Raw genomic sequence first — 15,239 nt, 5'->3', positions numbered from 1 at the left:
CGCGGCCACCGGCGAGCATGGCGATCTCCTCGACGTCATCCGAGAAAGCTGCGGCCTCATCGACTTCAAGGATGTCGCCGACGAGGCGCGGACCTTTCTCTCGATGCCGCCGCCGGCGCCGGAGGCCCGTCAGCACGAACGGCCGAACCCAGCGCCGCATGGCTCCCCCGAAGCGGCCCGCCGACTGGTCCGCATGTCGCAGCCGATCCACGGCACGCTCGTACAAACGTATTTACGGGAACGCGGCATTACGGATTTGCGCGGAACCGGAAGCCTGCATTTCCACCCGCGCTGCTATTATCGCCCCGAAGAGCATTCGCCGACCGAGACCTGGCCGGCGATGATCGCGGCCGTCACCGACCTCGACGGCAAGATCACCGGGGCGCATCGCACCTGGCTCGATCCGCGCCGCCGCGATAAGGCGCCAATCGACACGCCGAGGCGAGCCATGGGCGATCTTCTCGGCAACGCGGTCCGCTTCGGCATAGGCAGCGATGTGATAGCGGCGGGCGAAGGCATCGAGACCGTCCTGTCGCTTCGTCAGGTCCTTCCCGACATGCCTATGCTGGCGGCGCTCTCCGCGGCCCATCTCGCTGCAATCCTGTTCCCCGACACACTGCGGCGGCTCTACATCGTCCGCGACAACGATCCGGCCGGTGACGCTGCGCGCGACACCCTCATCGAACGGGCCGACGCGGCCGGGATCGAGGCGATTGTCATCTCGCCGCAGCTGGGCGACTTCAACGAGGATCTGCGCAACCTCGGCCTGGACGCATTGAGCGTGGAAGCCCGGTTGCAGGTCGCGCCGCAGGACGTCGCGCGCTTCATGGCGTTGGCGGCATAGCCGGCAGGAGAACGGGCGTGAGGTTCGCCGCCGTGCTCGGCGGATGCATCATTCCATCGGAGGGGGCCCGCGCCTCGGCCTTCGAGAGGGCGATCGGCCCACAGGCCGGCCAACCGGGCAATGGCGGCGGCCGACTATTTTCCGGCGCGGCCGAGAGGCCGCTTTCCATCGCGAGGCAAAATAGCCGGCCTTAGCCATCGAGCCCTACGCTTTCGCTCCGGGTGCCCGGTCGTCCGGCCTGCGGGCTTCGTCGCCATGAAGGCCGCGACGGTCGCGGTCCAACCGACGGAGCATCCCATGCGCGAGCACGACGACTACGAACCGCATCACGAATCGTCACCCACCGACCATGTCCTCAACGAACTGCAACTCCACGGGTACCGCCCCTTCACCGACGAGCCCGACCAGCGGCTTCTGCCGGACGGCAATCAGGCCGCGGGCGCCGTCGCCGACATCTTCGACGCTCTGATCGGCACCCTGGCAGACACGCGTCTCGAACCTGACCTCGACGATCTCCTCTGGTCGACCGTGAACGTCTTCCACCGCGCCACCGACCGGATCGGCCGCGAACTGGATGACAATGAGCAGTCCCAGAAGCGGGCGCAGCGCGAACAGGACGGCAGCGAGGTGAAATCGGTCGAACTGGAGCGCCTGATCGCAGAGGGGATCACGCTGATAGAGCGCCAGAACGCCTTCGAGCTGATGCGCGACCAGGCCGCCGAACACTACGAACGCCACGTCGGCAAGCCTTGGCTCCCGCGCAGCGGATCGAAGGTCAACCATCGCAATCTGACTTCGGCGATGATCGACAGCCGCGACTTTCTCATGGCGAAGAAGCGCGCCGATCAGGAAGTACTACTTCCGCCCGGTCCCAAGATCATCGTCACCGGCGGCCTCGACTTCAATGATCACCAGCTTATCTGGGCAAAGCTCGATCAGGTTCACGCCAAGCACGCCGGCATGGTTCTGGTCCATGGAAAGTCGCCAAAGGGTGCCGAGAGGATCGCCTCGCTCTGGGCATCGAACCGCAACGTTCCGCAAATCGGCTTTGCACCCGATTGGACCAAGCACGGACGATCGGCACCGTTCAAGCGGAATGACCAGATGCTCGATATCGTGCCGAAGGGCGTGCTGCACTTCCCGGGCACGGGCATAAATGACAACCTCGCCGACAAGGCCAAGAAGCTCGGCATTCCGGTTTGGAAGCACGGCGGCGCGTGAGCGCCGCCACGCATGGGCCGCTGCCTAGCGCTTCATCTTCGTGACTTTGTAGACGCACCCGGAGCGATCATACGTGGTCCAATCACCGACTTGCTGACCGTCTTCAAAGTAGCCGGACCGCAGCTTCGAACCGTCGCGGCGAAACCACTCCCAGTATCCGGTAGGTTGTCCCTCCATCGTCTGGCCGACGACCCACAAGCTTCCGTCCTTGTGTCGCTTCTGGAAAGCGAGCGTCTCCGTCATCGGCAACCCCACGTTCAGTCTGGCTCGCCTGTCACTGCGATACGGGCGGATCGCGCGTAGAAGGCAAGCTCGGTGTCGTTTTCGATCAACGCGTCGAGGAGCGCTTTCATATCCGCTTGGTCCGAAGACGACTGGAAGGGGCCCGGCTGCCGCTCAATCGCCAGCACAGCGATCGTCAAAGCCTTTTTCACGAGGTGCAGATTACGTCCTGTGAACTCCGCCATCGTCCAGCCCTTCGCGACTCTACACTTGCCGCCAAGAGCATAGCGCAAATGAAGCCATCTGAGGACACGACGCGAGGCTGAGTCGAAAGCAGCGTCGAGACTGTAAAACGGGTCTCCCGACGCGAAGACCACCTCCGCCTATCAGCGCTGATCCTTGGTCCAGCCGCGGACTTGTCGCCATCAACCCATGAAGGGTCGGCTATGCGAGCATGCCGCCGCTGCGGCTGCGCCTGCGCGGTGATTGCAGTCCACGGCCGAACACTTCGGGCGCCTGTCGGCGGGGGATGGTCCCCCGCTCCAGCAGGAGCCCAGCAGATGTCCCTCAATCAAGCTCACGCCTTCGCCTTCAGCCTCGCCACCACCCTGATGGTCTCGATTGTCATCTTCCAGGCGGGCGACGGCAGCATGGGTGTCATGCCCGCGGGCGAATATGACGGCGAACTCGCCGCGATCGTCCATGAGGTTGATCCCTTCGCCCGCTGATCGCGGGCAAGGCTTCACGGCCGCAAGCGGAAGTCCGGCAGGATTTCCGCTCCCGTCCCGGCTTGTCATTCGCTATACTTCAGGCGCGCTGTGGTGGTGGTGGAGGCGCGATCGTCAGCCATGAACGATTGGAAACCACTGCCATGATCATCCTTGCCATACTCGCATCCCTCTTCGCCGTCGGCCTGCTCTGCTGGCTGGTGTTCACCTTGGCCGTTTTCACTCTGCCCGCCTTCGTCGGCGTGACGACGGGCGCCTGGGCCAACGAAGGCGGCGCCGGCATTGCCGGCGCTGTCGTCGTGGGCGCGCTCGCGGCGGCGATGACGCTCGCCATCGGGCACCTCCTGATCGCCTTCGTCCGCCCGATGTGGCTGAAACTCGTCGTGGCGATCGCCTTCGTCGCCCCGGCGGCGATCGCGGGTTTTCATGCCACCCATGGCATCGTGAAGCACCTGATGCCGTCGGAAGCGTGGCAGATGGCGTTTTCGATCTTCGGGGCCGTCGCGGTCGGGATCACCGCCTTCCTCCGGGTCGCTGGACTAGTGGCGACTCCCAGCCCATCCAGCCCGGGCCTTACTCGGGCATAATCTTTGTCGAAGTCGTTCCGGCGGATCGGAACAGCACAAGACAAAGCATATCCTCGTAGCCTCCGAGGTTGCAGATGAAGCGGTGGGTGCTGATTGTTCATCGCCCCGAAAAGCAGCCCGCGGGGGAGCGCTTTGGGCAACACCGGCAGCGCATCCGTTCGTGCACCGAAGGCTGAGACGCTCCCGGTGGCAGTCGACGGAGATGCTGGAGCGATGCCTGTAGATGGGGAACGAAGCTGCTACGCACGCCCTGCGCCAACTTGCCGATGCGGGAGGGTCGCCATCTTCTCCGTTATCTGACCGTGCCTAGACCGCTCCAAACGGCCTCTTTAATGGCCTGATCTGGCCGAAGTACGGCTTCGCCTCGATCGCCTATGACACAACAGCCGCGTCGAACTTTCTTCCCCTGCCGGCTGCGCCGTCATTCCTCGCGAGACAAGAAAGCCCTCCTAAGCTGTCAGGCCCCTTCGGGGTGCGCCGTCGACCGCCTCCGGCCTGCCGATCGCCATCGAGGCCGCAATGGTGCGGGCTCGGAAACGGAAAACGGAGAATTACAATGGCGACCATCGGCACCTTCAAGAAGACCGACTCGAACGAGTTCACCGGCGAAATCGTCACCCTCAGCGTCCAGGCCAAGGGCGTGCGCATCGTCCCCGATACCCGCGCCACCGGCGAGAACGCTCCCAGCCACCGCGTCCTGGTGGGCCGCGCCGAGATCGGCGCCGCCTGGTCGAAGCGCTCCAACGAGGGCCGCGACTATCTCGGCCTCAAGCTCGACGATCCGAGCTTCAACGCCCCGATCTACGCCAACCTCTTCGACGACGAGGACGGCGACACCTTCTCGCTGATCTGGTCCCGCCCGAGCGGGCGGCGCGGCGACTGAGGCCTCCGCGCAAGGCCCCGGCCGGAAGGTCGGGGCCTTTCAGCTTTCTGGCAACCGAATCAGCTGACGTTTCCCCGATCGGCTTTGCGGTGGCCAAACTGGCATAGGGCGACTATTATAGTCGTAGTTCTGGCGTGCGCGTAGGTCCGAGTGGGAGGTGATCATGCATGATCACCGCCCGACAATCACGGGCCGCGCGCGCGTTGCTGGGTTGGACACAGGAGACGCTCGCTGACAAGGCTCGCGTATCTCTGACCGCCCTCAAGCGCCTCGAGTCGGCCAGTGGCCTCGAGGTGTACGAGAGCACGCGGGATGAGGTTAGGCGCGCTTTCGAACAGAGTGGCGTCGTGTTCCTGAGCTCCGACCGTGGTGTGGGAGTGATGGTGGTTGATCGCAAAGGGCAAGGCTAACGGCACGCGAGGAGCGAACTCGCAAACGCCCCTCTCATCGGGTTGCGCTAGAAGCTCGCTCGTAACATCGTTAACAAAATGCTCCAGTATGGATGGATATCCGCGCCGGGGAACGCCGTGACTACAAACTTATTTCTTGATGAACCGCCAAGCAGCGCGACGCCGACCGCCTATGACGCGGCCAATGTGAAGCTTTACCTGCGTTTGCTGGATGCCGAAGCGCAAGGCGCTTCCTGGGCGGACGTCGTCGAGACGATTTTCGGGATTTCGGTCAACGCCGAGCCCGAGCGTGCCGAGCGCGTTCACCGCTCGCATCTCGCGCGCGCAAAGTGGATGACGAAGAACGGCTATAGCGGTTTGCTGGCCGGCCGCGTGAACTGAACGTGATGCAGGTTTCGCATCACGTTGCTCCGCCTTCGTTATTCCCAGCCCCCACACAACTTGGAATCGTGTCCGCAGCTCAATTCGCGCGCTAAAACTGCGGAGGCTGTGGAGGATGTCTGAAGAAGATTCTTGGCGGTCAGAGGCCGCTTACGACTATGTCGATGCTCTGTCTCCCGGAGATCTCGCCTGGGAGTTTTTGCGGAGAAACACCGAGTACCGGCGATCATACGACGAATTCCTCCAGGCAGGCGACAACACCGAAGAACTGACCCGGGAGTTTACATCCCGATGGGGGTTGCGATTTCCCGGCAGATCCTTCTGCATCTGCAATCGTCTCTCCAGTCTATTGGGACGCCCACTTCGATCCATCGATCGTCGTCCTCGGCAAAATCCCGACGGCTCACACGCCTCCCTCACTTGACGATTTCATCAGGGCGCAGGCCATAAATGGCATCGATGGCGAGATGCTGCGCCTTCAGATCCGGGGCGAAATTTTCGACGCTTCTCTGCGCGACGGTGCCGGAAGTCTCGCGGCCATGGTCCTTCTTGATGAGCTTACGCCCGACCGCCTGAGCACGCTGGCTCGTTTTTGGGCGGCTCTCGCTGGAAAAACCGTCCCGCCGGATCCGCGTATCACCCGATCCCGACAAAAGCGGGCGCGCGAAATGCTGCGCGTCCTCGACGGTCGGGCATCCGGAGCGACGTATCGTGCAATCGCCGACGCCGTCTTTCCCAAACATGATCACGACGCAGCCTCGTGGGTAGGCAGCGCAATCCGCGAGACGACCATTCGCCTGGCTAGAGACGGCGCGAAGCTCGTCCAGGGCGGCTATCGTTCGATCTTGCGCCGGCCACGCCGAGACCGCTGACGCCCCAAGGGGTGTCGAACTTATCTCCTTTACTTCGACATCGTGCCGACCGCCGCAATCGCGCCACCGTGACCGCAATCCGCCGCCTGTCCGAGGCAGGCGCCGCGAAACCACGGAGGTTCGATCATGGACGAAACGGCCGCCCCCATGCCGCCACGCTACCTCAGGACAGAGGAAGCCGCGCGCTTTCTCGGGCTGTCGGAGCGCACGCTCGAAAAGCACCGAACATATGGCACCGGACCGACCTACCGGAAGCTCGGTGGACGGGTGGTCTATTCGCTGACCGACCTGCAGGCGTGGGCCGATCGCGGCTTGGTGACCTCCACCTCGGATCCGCGTGGCGGCATCGTCGCTCCTGCGAAAGCTGCGGCCTCCCAAGGCCGCAACGCCGGCACTTCCGGCCTTCGCTGATCCGGTCTCCGTGATGTCGTCCCGCCATCAACGCAGCGACGAGCGAGCGCAACTCGACCTCTTCCGGGCGCTGCCCGGTGACCTGGCGCCTCGCGATGCGCAGGACCTGATGGCCTATCCGTTCTTCTCCCTCGCCAAGTCGAAGCGGCTTGCGCCGATCGACTTCAAGGCCGGCTCGGTCAAGATCCGTGTCGAGGCAGTGCCCGAGCATGGCATGGCGACGATCTGGGACGCCGACATCCTCATCTGGGCCGCCTCACAGATCGTCGAGGCTCGCGACGTGGGGCTCCAGCCATCGCGGCTGATGGCCACGACCCCGTATGAAATCCTGAACTTCATCGGCCGCGGCGTATCGCTGCGGGATTACGATCGGCTCAAGGCCGCACTCGACCGACTGCAGTCGACTACCGTCGCGACCTCGATCCGCCAGCCGACAGAGCGGCGGATGCACCGGTTCTCCTGGATCAACGAGTGGAAGGAACGAGCCGACCAACGCGGCAGGCCGCTCGGCCTCGAACTCATCGTTCCCGACTGGTTTTACAGCTCGGTGCTCGACGACGCGCTGGTGCTCACCATTGACCGCAACTACTTCGGCCTGACCGGAGGGCTGGAGCGCTGGCTGTACCGCTTGGTGCGCAAGCACGGCGGCAAGCAGGAGTTCGGCTGGAGCTTCGACTTTCCGCACCTCCATGCAAAGTCGGGTAGCCTCTCGCCGCTCAAGCACTTTGCCTACGACCTCCGCGAGATCGTCCGCCGGCAGCCGCTCCCTGGGTATCAGCTCACCATCGAGCGGTGCGTCGGCGGTCCCGACATCCTGTCCTTCGCACCCACCGATCCCGACGCGCTTGGCATTCCGCGCCGCCGTCGCCGCTCGAAAACTCGCCCTGGGGATAAGCTGTGAATCGTCTCGTGCTATCGGGGACCGGCACTATCGTGCCATCGAGGACCGAAGTCTCGTGCTATCGGGGACCGGATTCGACGAATCCTCGCGCTGAATCAGCGACTTGCAAGCCCTGTAACTTATCTAACCTAGATTCCTACGGAATCTTTCTAACGCGACCGTGCTTTTCGGCCGCTGTGGACGAGTCCCCGATCGCCGGGAGACCGTCATGATCGTCGCACTGCTCAACCAGAAGGGCGGCGTCGGGAAAACGACGCTCGCCCTGCACCTCGCCGGCGAATGGGCTCGCCGTGGACAGCGCGTGACGCTGATCGACGCCGACCCCCAGGGTTCGGCGCTCGACTGGTCGCAGCAGCGCAACCGAGAGGGGTTGGAGCGGCTGTTCGGTGTCGTCGGCCTGGCCCGCGACACGCTCCACCGCGAAGCGCCGGAGTTGGCCCGCGACGTTGACCATGTCGTCATCGACGGCCCGCCGCGCGTCGCTGGGCTGATGCGCTCGGCGCTGCTCGCGGCCGATCTCGTGATGATTCCGGTGCAGCCGTCGCCGCTCGATGGCTGGGCCTCCGCCGAAATGCTCTCGCTGCTCGGCGAGGCACGCATCTACCGCCCGCAACTCGCCGCCCGCTTCGTGCTGAACCGGTGCGCGGCTCGCACCGTGTTGGCGCGCGAGACCGCCGAAACGCTCGCGGATCACGACCCGCCCTTGCTCTCGACCACGATCGGCCAGCGCATCGTCTTCGCCGATGTCGTGCAGACCGGCCGGCTCGCCGCCGAGCAGGACGAGGATTGCCCTGGCGCGCGCGAGATCGCCGCGCTCGCGGCGGAAGTCGCGAGGATCGGCGCATGAGCGCGCGGTCCCCAAAACGCAGCTTCGCGGCGCGTCCGGCCGATCCGGAGAGCTGGATCAAGGCGCCCGAGCGCCACACCCCGCGCGCACAAGCCGGCGAGGACTTCTCGGCGCGACTGACGATCGACGTGACTGCGGATATGCGCGGCCGCATCAAGATCGCCGCCTTCCAGCGCGGGCAGACCGTCGCCGAAATGCTGCGCGCGCTGTTCGAGCGCCAATTCCCACCCCCGTCAGGAGAAGGATCATGACCGGCCATGTCGCCGCGCCAATGCGCGTCGGCCGCGCTGCCGCCGAGCCGCCGCCAGAAGCTTTCACCCAGGTCGAACTTACTTGGGTCGAGAAGCGAACGGAGCACTGGATACGGTTCGGTCACGAGCTACGCGAACAGATCCTCGACCGGCGCCGACGCATCCTCTTCTTCCCTCCGGGAAGCATCTTTGCGCTGGTCCGATGGGCCGCGAATGAGCACGGGACCGTGCTCTCGCGCCTCGACATCCTGCGCGCTGTTGAGCCTGCTGCGCCATGCCAGACGATGCCGACCGTCACGCCCGGAGCGGACATCCTCTTGCGCGTCGACGGCTGGCCGAAGGTGGAGCGCATGCTCCAGCTCATCGACGCCATTGAGGCGCGCGGCATCGAGCCGATCGAGGTCTCGCCGGACCATTGGCGCCACGTCCACAACCGAATGACCGTCGGCGAAACGCCACGCGCTTATGGTCTTCGGCAGCATCGCGCCTTTCTCCTGCGCCAGGAGATCGGCGCATGACGCGGCTCTCCTACGCCATCGCCACAACGGCGGCGGTGTCGCTTCTAGGCCTCGCCTCGATCGCCTCATTCGCGCCGCGCCTCATCTGGAACGCTTCAGCCAGCACGCCGGTCGGCTTCTACACGATCGGCGATGTGCGCGCCCTCGACGTGACCGATCTGGTGGCGGTCGACGCGCCCGAGCCGCTCGCGACATTCCTGTCCGATGGCGACTACCTGCCACGCGGCGTGCCGCTCTTGAAGCGCGTCGCCGCGCTCCCGGGTCAACGGGTTTGCCGGACCGGGCTCGCCATCACGGTCGACGGCGTGCCGATCGGCGACGCCCTCGATCGCGATCGTCGCGGTCGCCCGCTCCCCGTTTGGCAGGGCTGCCGCTTGGTCGCAGCTGGCGAGTTGTTCCTGATGAACTGGCAGGTCCGCGACAGCCTCGACGGCCGCTACTTCGGCCCGCTTCCGGCCACCGCCGTGATCGGCCGGGCCACCCCTCTCTACACCGACGAGGACGGCGATGGCCGCTTCGTCTGGCGCGCGCCGACGCGGTGACGGCGAGCCCATGACCCTGTCCACCGCAACCTGAAGGAGACGACCAATGCCCGTGATCGGTCAATTCATGCGCGAGAATGATGGCTTCATCGGCCATCTGACGACACTTTCCCTGCACCAGGACATCATCGTCGTCGCGGCCGAGCCGTCCGATGCCGAGAACGCGCCGGACTATCGCGTTCATGTGCTCGACACCATGAGCAACGAGACCGGCGCGGAGATCGGCGCAGGCTGGAAGCGCACCGGCGAGAAGGCCGGCGAATACGTCTCGCTGCAGCTTGACGATCCGACCTTCGAACATCCGATCCGCGCCAACCTGTTCCAGTCGGCCGACGACAAGTCCGCCTGGGCCCTACACTGGAACCGCCCGCCAAAGCGCGGCGAGCGGGACTGAACGATGCCCGCCACACGCATCAAACCTGTCGTCGGAGGGAGGATCGCCCTCCGACGTGCAGCTCTCCTTCTCCTTTCCGGCCTGGTCCTCGCCGGATCCGCCGCGAGCACTGCCTACGCCCAGCAGGCGCAGGTCGAGCATCCATCACGCAGCGATCCCTATGGCGCGTACATTGCAGAGGCGTCTCAGCGGTTTGGCGTTCCAGAAACGTGGATACGTGCCGTCATGCGCGTCGAGAGCGCGGGCGATGTGCGCGCGATCTCGTCGGCCGGCGCAATGAGCCTGATGCAAATCATGCCCGCCACGTGGGAGGAGTTGCGCGTCCGGCATCGGCTCGGCGGCAACCCCTACGACCCCCGGGACAACATTCTGGCGGGTGCTGCATATCTGCGCGAGATGCACGACCGTTACGGATCGCCGGGGTTTTTGGCGGCCTACAACGCGGGTCCGGGCCGCTACGAAGAGTATCTCGCCGGCCGCCCATTGCCGGCCGAAACGCGCGCCTATGTCGCGACGCTCGCCCCCATCGTCGGGGGCGGTGAACTGACCGGTCCTGTCATGGTGGCGGCCGCCGATCCACTGACCTGGACGAGAGCGCCGCTCTTCGTCGTACAGTCGGCCGGCAGAGAGTCTGCCGTGCCGTTACAGTCTGACGGCAAGCCGGACACCGCCACGGCGGCGGAACCGGTGCGCGATCAGGGCCCCGTCGCTGCGCCCACCGATGGCCTTTTCGTTGCGCGCAGCGTTTCCGGGGGACCGCGATGACCGCGTTCGCACCCGTTCGTACCGTGGCGTGCCTTGGCGGAAGATGGGCAGTCTGCGGAGGGGGAGCAGTCAGCACAACCGAAAGATGGCGAGATAAAAGCCGGCGATGTGCGGCTTGGTGCGGTCGTGTGTTTTCAGGGGCTTATGGCGCATTTGCGCGAGGTGCACCTTGCCGGCGCAGCCTGCGCATTCGCCATTTTTCCAAGTGTTTCCTTCGCTTTGCGCGATGTGCGGAGCTTTGGCGATGAGCGGCGAGGACGATTTCCGCATCCGGCCTGGCCGCATCCGCTCGACCCGCGCGCAACAGGCACGGCCCTTCATCGCTCAGGCACTTGCGGCCGCACAGCGGGCTGGCGGCCGCGTCTCGCGATCCGGCCAGATCACCAAGAGCAATCGCTCGCGGTTCGGTCGCGGGCAGCGCGCGACAGTGCAGGCCAACCGGCTCCTGACCAGCCGGTCGCGCAACGTGGTTTTCAAGACGCGCGTCGTGCGGCACACCGCCAAGGCCGCGCCGCTTAGCGCCCACCTCAGCTACCTCAGGCGCGAGGGTGTTACCCGGGACGGGGAGAAGGCCCAGCTGTTCGGTCCCGAGACCGGAGACGCCGATCCCAAGGCCTTCGCTGAGCGAACCCAGGACGACCGCCATCATTTCCGCTTCATCGTCTCACCGGAGGACGCAACGGAGATGTCCGACCTCAGGACATACGCCCGCGACCTGATGGGGCAGATGGAAAAGGACCTCGGCACCAAGCTCGACTGGGTCGGCGTCGATCATTGGAACACCGACAATCCCCATGTCCACATCATCCTGCGGGGACGTACCGACGACAGCCAGGACCTCGTAATCTCCCGCGACTACATCAAGGAGGGCATGCGCGCCCGCGCGCAGGACCTCGTCACCCAGGAACTGGGGCCCCGCACCGAGCAGGAGATCCGTCGTAACCTCGGACGTCAGGTCGAGGCGGAACGCTGGACCGATCTCGATCGGCAGATCTCCCGCGACAGCTATCGCAGCGGCATCGTCGACCTCGCGCCACGTCCCGATCAGAAGCCTGACGAGTTCCACGCGTTGAAGGTCGGCAGGCTGCGCAAGCTGGAGACGCTTGGTCTCGCCGATCAGGTCGGTCCCGGTCAATGGGTTGTGTCGGAGACTGCGGAGAAGACTCTACGCGCCCTCGGTGAACGCGGCGACATCATCAAGCGCATCCATCGTGGCCTGACCGAGCGCGGCATCGAGCGTGGCGCCGCGAGCTATGTGCTCGCGGGCGAAAGCATCGATGACCCTGTCATCGGGCGTCTGGTCGATCGCGGTCTCGACGACGAACTGAAGGGCACGGCCTACGCCGTCGTCGACGGCACCGACGGGCGAACCCATCATATTAAGCTCCCCGATCTCGACGCGGCTGCCGACAGCGCGCCGGGTTCGATCGTCGAGCTGCGCAAGTTCGACGACGTGCAGGGCCGCCGCCGTGTCGCACTCGCTGTTCGATCCGATCTCGATATCGAACAGCAGGTCCATGCGACCGGCGCCACCTGGCTCGACCGGCAGGCTATCGCCCGCGAACCGGTGGTTCTCGGTGGAGGCGGCTTTGGCGCGGAGGTGCGGCAGGCAATGGACCGACGCGCCGAGCATCTTATCCACCAAGGGCTCGCCGAGCGTCAGACCCGCGGCGTCAGCTTCTCGCCGGGGCTGATCGAAACTTTGCGCCAGCGCGAGGTCGAAGCGCTCGGGGAGAAGCTCGCGGCCGAGACCGGCCGGCCATTCTCGAAGGCCGGAACGGGCGAGTATGTGGCGGGCACCTATCGCCAGCGCTTCGCGCTCGCCTCCGGCCGCTTCGCCATGATCGACGACGGGCTCGGCTTCCAGCTCGTGCCCTGGTCGCCGTCCCTCGAACGTCAACTCGGCCAGCACGTCTCCGGGGTCTCGCGCGGGGGCGGCGGCGTCGACTGGAGCTTCGGCCGCAATCGCGGCCTCGGCATGTAGCCCCACCAAGAAAGGAGTACCTGCCATGTCGGCGACGAAAATCCTCTGGGGGCAGATCCTCACCGTTTTCCTGATCGTGTTGATGACGACCTGGGGCGCCACGCAATGGACAGCCTACCGTCTCGGCTTCCAGCCCCAGCTCGGTCAGCCTTGGTTCGAACTGGCCGGATGGCCGATCTATTATCCCCCGGCCTTCTTCTGGTGGTGGTATTTCTACGACGCCTATGCGCCGCCGATCTTTGTCGAGGGCGCCTATATCGCCGCGTCGGGTGGCTTCATCTCCATCGCCGTCGCGATCGGCATGTCGGTATGGCGGGCGCGTGAAGCCAAGAACGTCGAGACCTATGGCTCGGCCCGCTGGGCACGACCGGAAGAGGTGAAGGCGGCAGGACTGCTCGGCCCCGACGGAGTCGTACTCGGCAGGCATGAGCGCGAGTATCTCCGCCATGACGGTCCGGAGCATGTGCTGTGCTTCGCGCCGACCCGTTCCGGCAAGGGCGTTGGCCTGGTGGTGCCTTCGCTCTTGACGTGGCCGGGGTCGGCGATCGTCCACGACATCAAGGGCGAGAACTGGACGCTCACCGCCGGCTATCGCGCACGGCATGGCCGCGTGCTGCTCTTCGATCCGACGAACGCGAAGTCGGCGGCCTACAACCCGCTGCTCGAAGTGCGCCGCGGCGAATGGGAAGTCCGCGACGTGCAGAACATCGCCGACATTCTCGTCGACCCGGAAGGCTCGCTCGAAAAGCGAAACCACTGGGAGAAGACATCGCACGCGCTTCTGGTCGGCGCGATCCTGCATGTCCTGTACGCAGAGGCCGACAAGACATTGGCCGGCGTCGCCGCCTTTCTCTCCGATCCGAAGCGCCCGATCGAGTCGACCCTCGCGGCGATGATGAAGACCGCCCATCTCGGCGAGGCCGGTCCACATCCGGTGATCGCCAGCGCCGCCCGCGAACTGCTCAACAAGTCCGATAACGAGCGCTCCGGGGTGCTGTCGACAGCGATGTCGTTCCTCGGCCTGTATCGCGATCCCGTCGTGGCCGAGGTCACCCGTCGCTGCGACTGGCGTATCGCCGACATGGTTGGAGGCAAGTATCCGACCACGCTCTACCTCGTGGTGCCGCCATCGGACATCAACCGGACCAAGCCGCTGATCCGCCTGATCCTCAATCAGGTCGGCCGTCGCCTCACCGAGGACCTGCAGGCGAAGAGCAATCGACACCGGCTGCTGCTCATGCTCGACGAATTTCCCGCCCTTGGGCGCCTGGACTTTTTCGAGAGCGCGCTCGCCTTCATGGCAGGCTACGGTCTGAAGGCGTTCCTCATCGCGCAATCGCTGAACCAAATCGAGAAAGCTTACGGTCCGAACAACTCGATCCTCGATAACTGCCATGTGCGCGTCAGCTTCGCCACCAACGACGAGCGAACTGCGAAGCGCGTTTCGGATGCGCTTGGCACCGCGACCGAAATGAAGGCCATGAAGAACTATGCCGGCCACCGGCTATCGCCCTGGCTCGGCCACCTGATGGTGTCGCGCTCGGAGACTGCACGGCAATTGCTCACGCCGGGCGAGATCATGCAGCTCCCGCCGTCAGACGAGATCGTCATGGTCGCCGGCATCCCGCCTATCCGCGCAAAGAAGGCACGCTATTACGAGGATCGTCGGCTTCAGGAGCGCATCCTTACGCCCCCCGCACTCACGAAGCCCGCAAGCGCTCGAGCCGACGATTGGAGCGCGCTCGCCATACCGGAACCTCCCGTACTGAGTGCGCCAGCTCCGGCAGATAACCTAGCCGACGACGACCCGACGGACTCCGAGCAGCGGCATCAGCCTGAACTGAGCCGCATCAAAACAGTCGAACGCAAGGCGATCGTCGACAACGAATTCGAGATCGATCCTCGCGACGACGTCGATGAGGATGCTGCGCGCCTCAGCCGCATGACGCAGACCATGCGCCAAGTCGCTCGGCAGGCATCGCTCGATCCTGGCGATGGCATCGAGCTATAGGAGGCGGGGGTGACCAAACCTTTGAAGAAGCAGCGGCTGTCGGTCTATCTCGACCCGGACGTCATGAAGGCGCTCGCAGCCCATGCTGCCCGGCGCGATCTGTCCCTGTCACTGGTAGCCGAGGCCGGTATCGCTTCATTCCTCTCGCCGGACGCTGCCGAGCGTCAGGAGGCCGCGACGACGAAGCGGCTTGACCAGCTCGACCGACGCATGGCGCGCATGGAGCGCGATCTGGGAATATCGGTCGAGACGCTCGCCGTGTTCATCCGCTTCTGGCTGACCTCCAACCCGCCGTTGCCGGAGCCGGCGCAAGTTGCGGCTCGCGCCAAAGCGTCGGAGCGCTACGAAGCCTTCGTGACCGCGCTCGGCAGACGACTCGCGCAAGGTCCGAAGCTCAGGCAGGAAATCGCGGAAGACATCCCCGCGCGCGACGCGGAATAATCACTGGTTGACGTATCACAAGTATT

General features: G+C 65.0%; 22 protein-coding genes. 20 read left to right on the top strand and 2 right to left on the bottom strand.

The window, feature by feature from the left end; translation table 11 throughout:
* Both V5F61_RS09490 and V5F61_RS09485 read left to right on the top strand, forming a co-directional pair.
* Positions 1 to 844: DUF7146 domain-containing protein (locus tag V5F61_RS09490; protein WP_393989191.1), on the top strand; the 844-nt coding region annotated here is incomplete at its 5' end.
* Positions 845 to 1,141: 297 nt separating this feature from the next.
* On the top strand, positions 1,142 to 2,065 hold the full coding sequence (locus V5F61_RS09485; protein ID WP_024350846.1) for a DUF2493 domain-containing protein: 924 nt from the start codon (positions 1,142 to 1,144) through the stop codon (positions 2,063 to 2,065).
* Between the two features lie 24 nt (positions 2,066 to 2,089).
* Here the strand turns inward: V5F61_RS09485 and V5F61_RS09480 are convergent, their stop codons facing one another.
* Together V5F61_RS09480 and V5F61_RS09475 are read right to left on the bottom strand one after the other, a co-directional pair.
* Positions 2,090 to 2,308 carry a toxin-antitoxin system YwqK family antitoxin gene (locus V5F61_RS09480; protein WP_024350845.1) on the bottom strand — a complete coding sequence of 73 codons (219 nt, stop codon included), beginning with the start codon at positions 2,306 to 2,308 and terminating at the stop codon, positions 2,090 to 2,092.
* A 14-nt stretch (positions 2,309 to 2,322) separates the two neighbouring features.
* A complete protein-coding gene (locus tag V5F61_RS09475) occupies positions 2,323 to 2,532 on the bottom strand; it encodes a hypothetical protein (RefSeq protein ID WP_024350844.1) in 210 nt (69 codons plus the stop codon).
* A gap of 315 nt (positions 2,533 to 2,847) precedes the next feature.
* Here V5F61_RS09475 and V5F61_RS09470 point away from each other — a divergent pair, with 315 nt between their 5' ends.
* The 18 genes from V5F61_RS09470 (at position 2,848) to V5F61_RS09385 (ending at position 15,213) form a co-directional block, all read left to right on the top strand.
* Positions 2,848 to 3,015, top strand: coding sequence for a hypothetical protein (locus tag V5F61_RS09470; protein WP_167522629.1), 168 nt, complete (start codon positions 2,848 to 2,850; stop codon positions 3,013 to 3,015).
* A 143-nt stretch (positions 3,016 to 3,158) separates the two neighbouring features.
* The gene (locus V5F61_RS09465) at positions 3,159 to 3,602 is read left to right on the top strand and encodes a hypothetical protein (protein WP_024350843.1); all 444 of its coding nucleotides are present in this window, start codon (positions 3,159 to 3,161) and stop codon (positions 3,600 to 3,602) included.
* A 556-nt stretch (positions 3,603 to 4,158) separates the two neighbouring features.
* A complete protein-coding gene (locus V5F61_RS09460) occupies positions 4,159 to 4,485 on the top strand; it encodes a DUF736 domain-containing protein (RefSeq protein WP_024350842.1) in 327 nt (108 codons plus the stop codon).
* 167 nt (positions 4,486 to 4,652) lie between these two features.
* Positions 4,653 to 4,895: a helix-turn-helix domain-containing protein gene (locus tag V5F61_RS09455; RefSeq protein ID WP_024350841.1), complete on the top strand. Its 243-nt coding sequence runs from the start codon at positions 4,653 to 4,655 to the stop codon at positions 4,893 to 4,895.
* Positions 4,896 to 5,012: 117 nt separating this feature from the next.
* The gene (locus V5F61_RS09450; protein WP_024350840.1) at positions 5,013 to 5,276 is read left to right on the top strand and encodes a DNA -binding domain-containing protein; all 264 of its coding nucleotides are present in this window, start codon (positions 5,013 to 5,015) and stop codon (positions 5,274 to 5,276) included.
* A gap of 115 nt (positions 5,277 to 5,391) precedes the next feature.
* Entirely contained in the window at positions 5,392 to 5,700 is a 309-nt protein-coding gene (locus V5F61_RS09445; RefSeq protein ID WP_354320922.1) for a transcriptional regulator domain-containing protein, read from the top strand.
* Between the two features lie 43 nt (positions 5,701 to 5,743).
* Complete coding sequence (locus V5F61_RS09440) at positions 5,744 to 6,148, top strand: DUF2285 domain-containing protein (RefSeq protein ID WP_081651913.1); 405 nt, start codon at positions 5,744 to 5,746, stop codon at positions 6,146 to 6,148.
* A gap of 126 nt (positions 6,149 to 6,274) precedes the next feature.
* Positions 6,275 to 6,559, top strand: a complete 285-nt coding sequence (locus V5F61_RS09435; protein ID WP_024350838.1) for a helix-turn-helix transcriptional regulator — start codon at positions 6,275 to 6,277, stop codon at positions 6,557 to 6,559.
* A gap of 13 nt (positions 6,560 to 6,572) precedes the next feature.
* A complete protein-coding gene (locus tag V5F61_RS09430) occupies positions 6,573 to 7,460 on the top strand; it encodes a replication initiator protein A (RefSeq protein WP_024350837.1) in 888 nt (295 codons plus the stop codon).
* Between the two features lie 208 nt (positions 7,461 to 7,668).
* Positions 7,669 to 8,307, top strand: a complete 639-nt coding sequence (gene parA / locus V5F61_RS09425; protein ID WP_024350836.1) for a ParA family partition ATPase — start codon at positions 7,669 to 7,671, stop codon at positions 8,305 to 8,307.
* Entirely contained in the window at positions 8,304 to 8,558 is a 255-nt protein-coding gene (locus V5F61_RS09420) for a hypothetical protein (protein WP_024350835.1), read from the top strand. The genes parA and V5F61_RS09420 overlap by 4 nt, the downstream gene beginning before the upstream one ends.
* Positions 8,555 to 9,076: a DUF2840 domain-containing protein gene (locus V5F61_RS09415; protein ID WP_024350834.1), complete on the top strand. Its 522-nt coding sequence runs from the start codon at positions 8,555 to 8,557 to the stop codon at positions 9,074 to 9,076. Before V5F61_RS09420 ends, V5F61_RS09415 begins: the two co-directional genes overlap by 4 nt.
* Positions 9,073 to 9,618: a S26 family signal peptidase gene (locus V5F61_RS09410; RefSeq protein ID WP_024350833.1), complete on the top strand. Its 546-nt coding sequence runs from the start codon at positions 9,073 to 9,075 to the stop codon at positions 9,616 to 9,618. The genes V5F61_RS09415 and V5F61_RS09410 overlap by 4 nt, the downstream gene beginning before the upstream one ends.
* Before the next feature lie 46 nt (positions 9,619 to 9,664).
* Complete coding sequence (locus tag V5F61_RS09405; protein WP_024350832.1) at positions 9,665 to 10,012, top strand: DUF736 domain-containing protein; 348 nt, start codon at positions 9,665 to 9,667, stop codon at positions 10,010 to 10,012.
* A gap of 3 nt (positions 10,013 to 10,015) precedes the next feature.
* Positions 10,016 to 10,777: a lytic transglycosylase domain-containing protein gene (locus V5F61_RS09400; protein WP_024350831.1), complete on the top strand. Its 762-nt coding sequence runs from the start codon at positions 10,016 to 10,018 to the stop codon at positions 10,775 to 10,777.
* A gap of 244 nt (positions 10,778 to 11,021) precedes the next feature.
* The gene (locus V5F61_RS09395; RefSeq protein WP_278984426.1) at positions 11,022 to 12,761 is read left to right on the top strand and encodes a relaxase/mobilization nuclease domain-containing protein; all 1,740 of its coding nucleotides are present in this window, start codon (positions 11,022 to 11,024) and stop codon (positions 12,759 to 12,761) included.
* A gap of 25 nt (positions 12,762 to 12,786) precedes the next feature.
* On the top strand, positions 12,787 to 14,772 hold the full coding sequence (locus V5F61_RS09390; protein ID WP_024350829.1) for a conjugal transfer protein TraG: 1,986 nt from the start codon (positions 12,787 to 12,789) through the stop codon (positions 14,770 to 14,772).
* A 9-nt stretch (positions 14,773 to 14,781) separates the two neighbouring features.
* Complete coding sequence (locus tag V5F61_RS09385) at positions 14,782 to 15,213, top strand: hypothetical protein (protein WP_024350828.1); 432 nt, start codon at positions 14,782 to 14,784, stop codon at positions 15,211 to 15,213.
* Positions 15,214 to 15,239 lie beyond the last annotated feature (26 nt).

Origin of the sequence: Xanthobacter sediminis, assembly GCF_043195015.1 — a bacterium.
Taxonomy (GTDB): Bacteria; Pseudomonadota; Alphaproteobacteria; order Rhizobiales; family Xanthobacteraceae; genus Xanthobacter.
Note: the sequence above shows the minus strand (reverse complement) of the source record. Positions and strands in the feature narration are given on the sequence as shown.

What these genes read in the sequence shown, in the direction of transcription:
- V5F61_RS09485 (WP_024350846.1), top strand. Translation starts at nt 1,142, where the DNA reads ATGCGCGAGCACGACGACTACGAACCGCATCACGAATCGTCACCCACC.
- V5F61_RS09480 (WP_024350845.1), bottom strand. Translation starts at nt 2,308, where the DNA reads ATGACGGAGACGCTCGCTTTCCAGAAGCGACACAAGGACGGAAGCTTG.
- V5F61_RS09475 (WP_024350844.1), bottom strand. Translation starts at nt 2,532, where the DNA reads ATGGCGGAGTTCACAGGACGTAATCTGCACCTCGTGAAAAAGGCTTTG.
- V5F61_RS09470 (WP_167522629.1), top strand. Translation starts at nt 2,848, where the DNA reads ATGTCCCTCAATCAAGCTCACGCCTTCGCCTTCAGCCTCGCCACCACC.
- V5F61_RS09465 (WP_024350843.1), top strand. Translation starts at nt 3,159, where the DNA reads ATGATCATCCTTGCCATACTCGCATCCCTCTTCGCCGTCGGCCTGCTC.
- V5F61_RS09460 (WP_024350842.1), top strand. Translation starts at nt 4,159, where the DNA reads ATGGCGACCATCGGCACCTTCAAGAAGACCGACTCGAACGAGTTCACC.
- V5F61_RS09455 (WP_024350841.1), top strand. Translation starts at nt 4,653, where the DNA reads ATGATCACCGCCCGACAATCACGGGCCGCGCGCGCGTTGCTGGGTTGG.
- V5F61_RS09445 (WP_354320922.1), top strand. Translation starts at nt 5,392, where the DNA reads ATGTCTGAAGAAGATTCTTGGCGGTCAGAGGCCGCTTACGACTATGTC.
- V5F61_RS09440 (WP_081651913.1), top strand. Translation starts at nt 5,744, where the DNA reads ATGCTGCGCCTTCAGATCCGGGGCGAAATTTTCGACGCTTCTCTGCGC.
- V5F61_RS09435 (WP_024350838.1), top strand. Translation starts at nt 6,275, where the DNA reads ATGGACGAAACGGCCGCCCCCATGCCGCCACGCTACCTCAGGACAGAG.
- V5F61_RS09430 (WP_024350837.1), top strand. Translation starts at nt 6,573, where the DNA reads ATGTCGTCCCGCCATCAACGCAGCGACGAGCGAGCGCAACTCGACCTC.
- parA (WP_024350836.1), top strand. Translation starts at nt 7,669, where the DNA reads ATGATCGTCGCACTGCTCAACCAGAAGGGCGGCGTCGGGAAAACGACG.
- V5F61_RS09420 (WP_024350835.1), top strand. Translation starts at nt 8,304, where the DNA reads ATGAGCGCGCGGTCCCCAAAACGCAGCTTCGCGGCGCGTCCGGCCGAT.
- V5F61_RS09415 (WP_024350834.1), top strand. Translation starts at nt 8,555, where the DNA reads ATGACCGGCCATGTCGCCGCGCCAATGCGCGTCGGCCGCGCTGCCGCC.
- V5F61_RS09410 (WP_024350833.1), top strand. Translation starts at nt 9,073, where the DNA reads ATGACGCGGCTCTCCTACGCCATCGCCACAACGGCGGCGGTGTCGCTT.
- V5F61_RS09405 (WP_024350832.1), top strand. Translation starts at nt 9,665, where the DNA reads ATGCCCGTGATCGGTCAATTCATGCGCGAGAATGATGGCTTCATCGGC.
- V5F61_RS09400 (WP_024350831.1), top strand. Translation starts at nt 10,016, where the DNA reads ATGCCCGCCACACGCATCAAACCTGTCGTCGGAGGGAGGATCGCCCTC.
- V5F61_RS09395 (WP_278984426.1), top strand. Translation starts at nt 11,022, where the DNA reads ATGAGCGGCGAGGACGATTTCCGCATCCGGCCTGGCCGCATCCGCTCG.
- V5F61_RS09390 (WP_024350829.1), top strand. Translation starts at nt 12,787, where the DNA reads ATGTCGGCGACGAAAATCCTCTGGGGGCAGATCCTCACCGTTTTCCTG.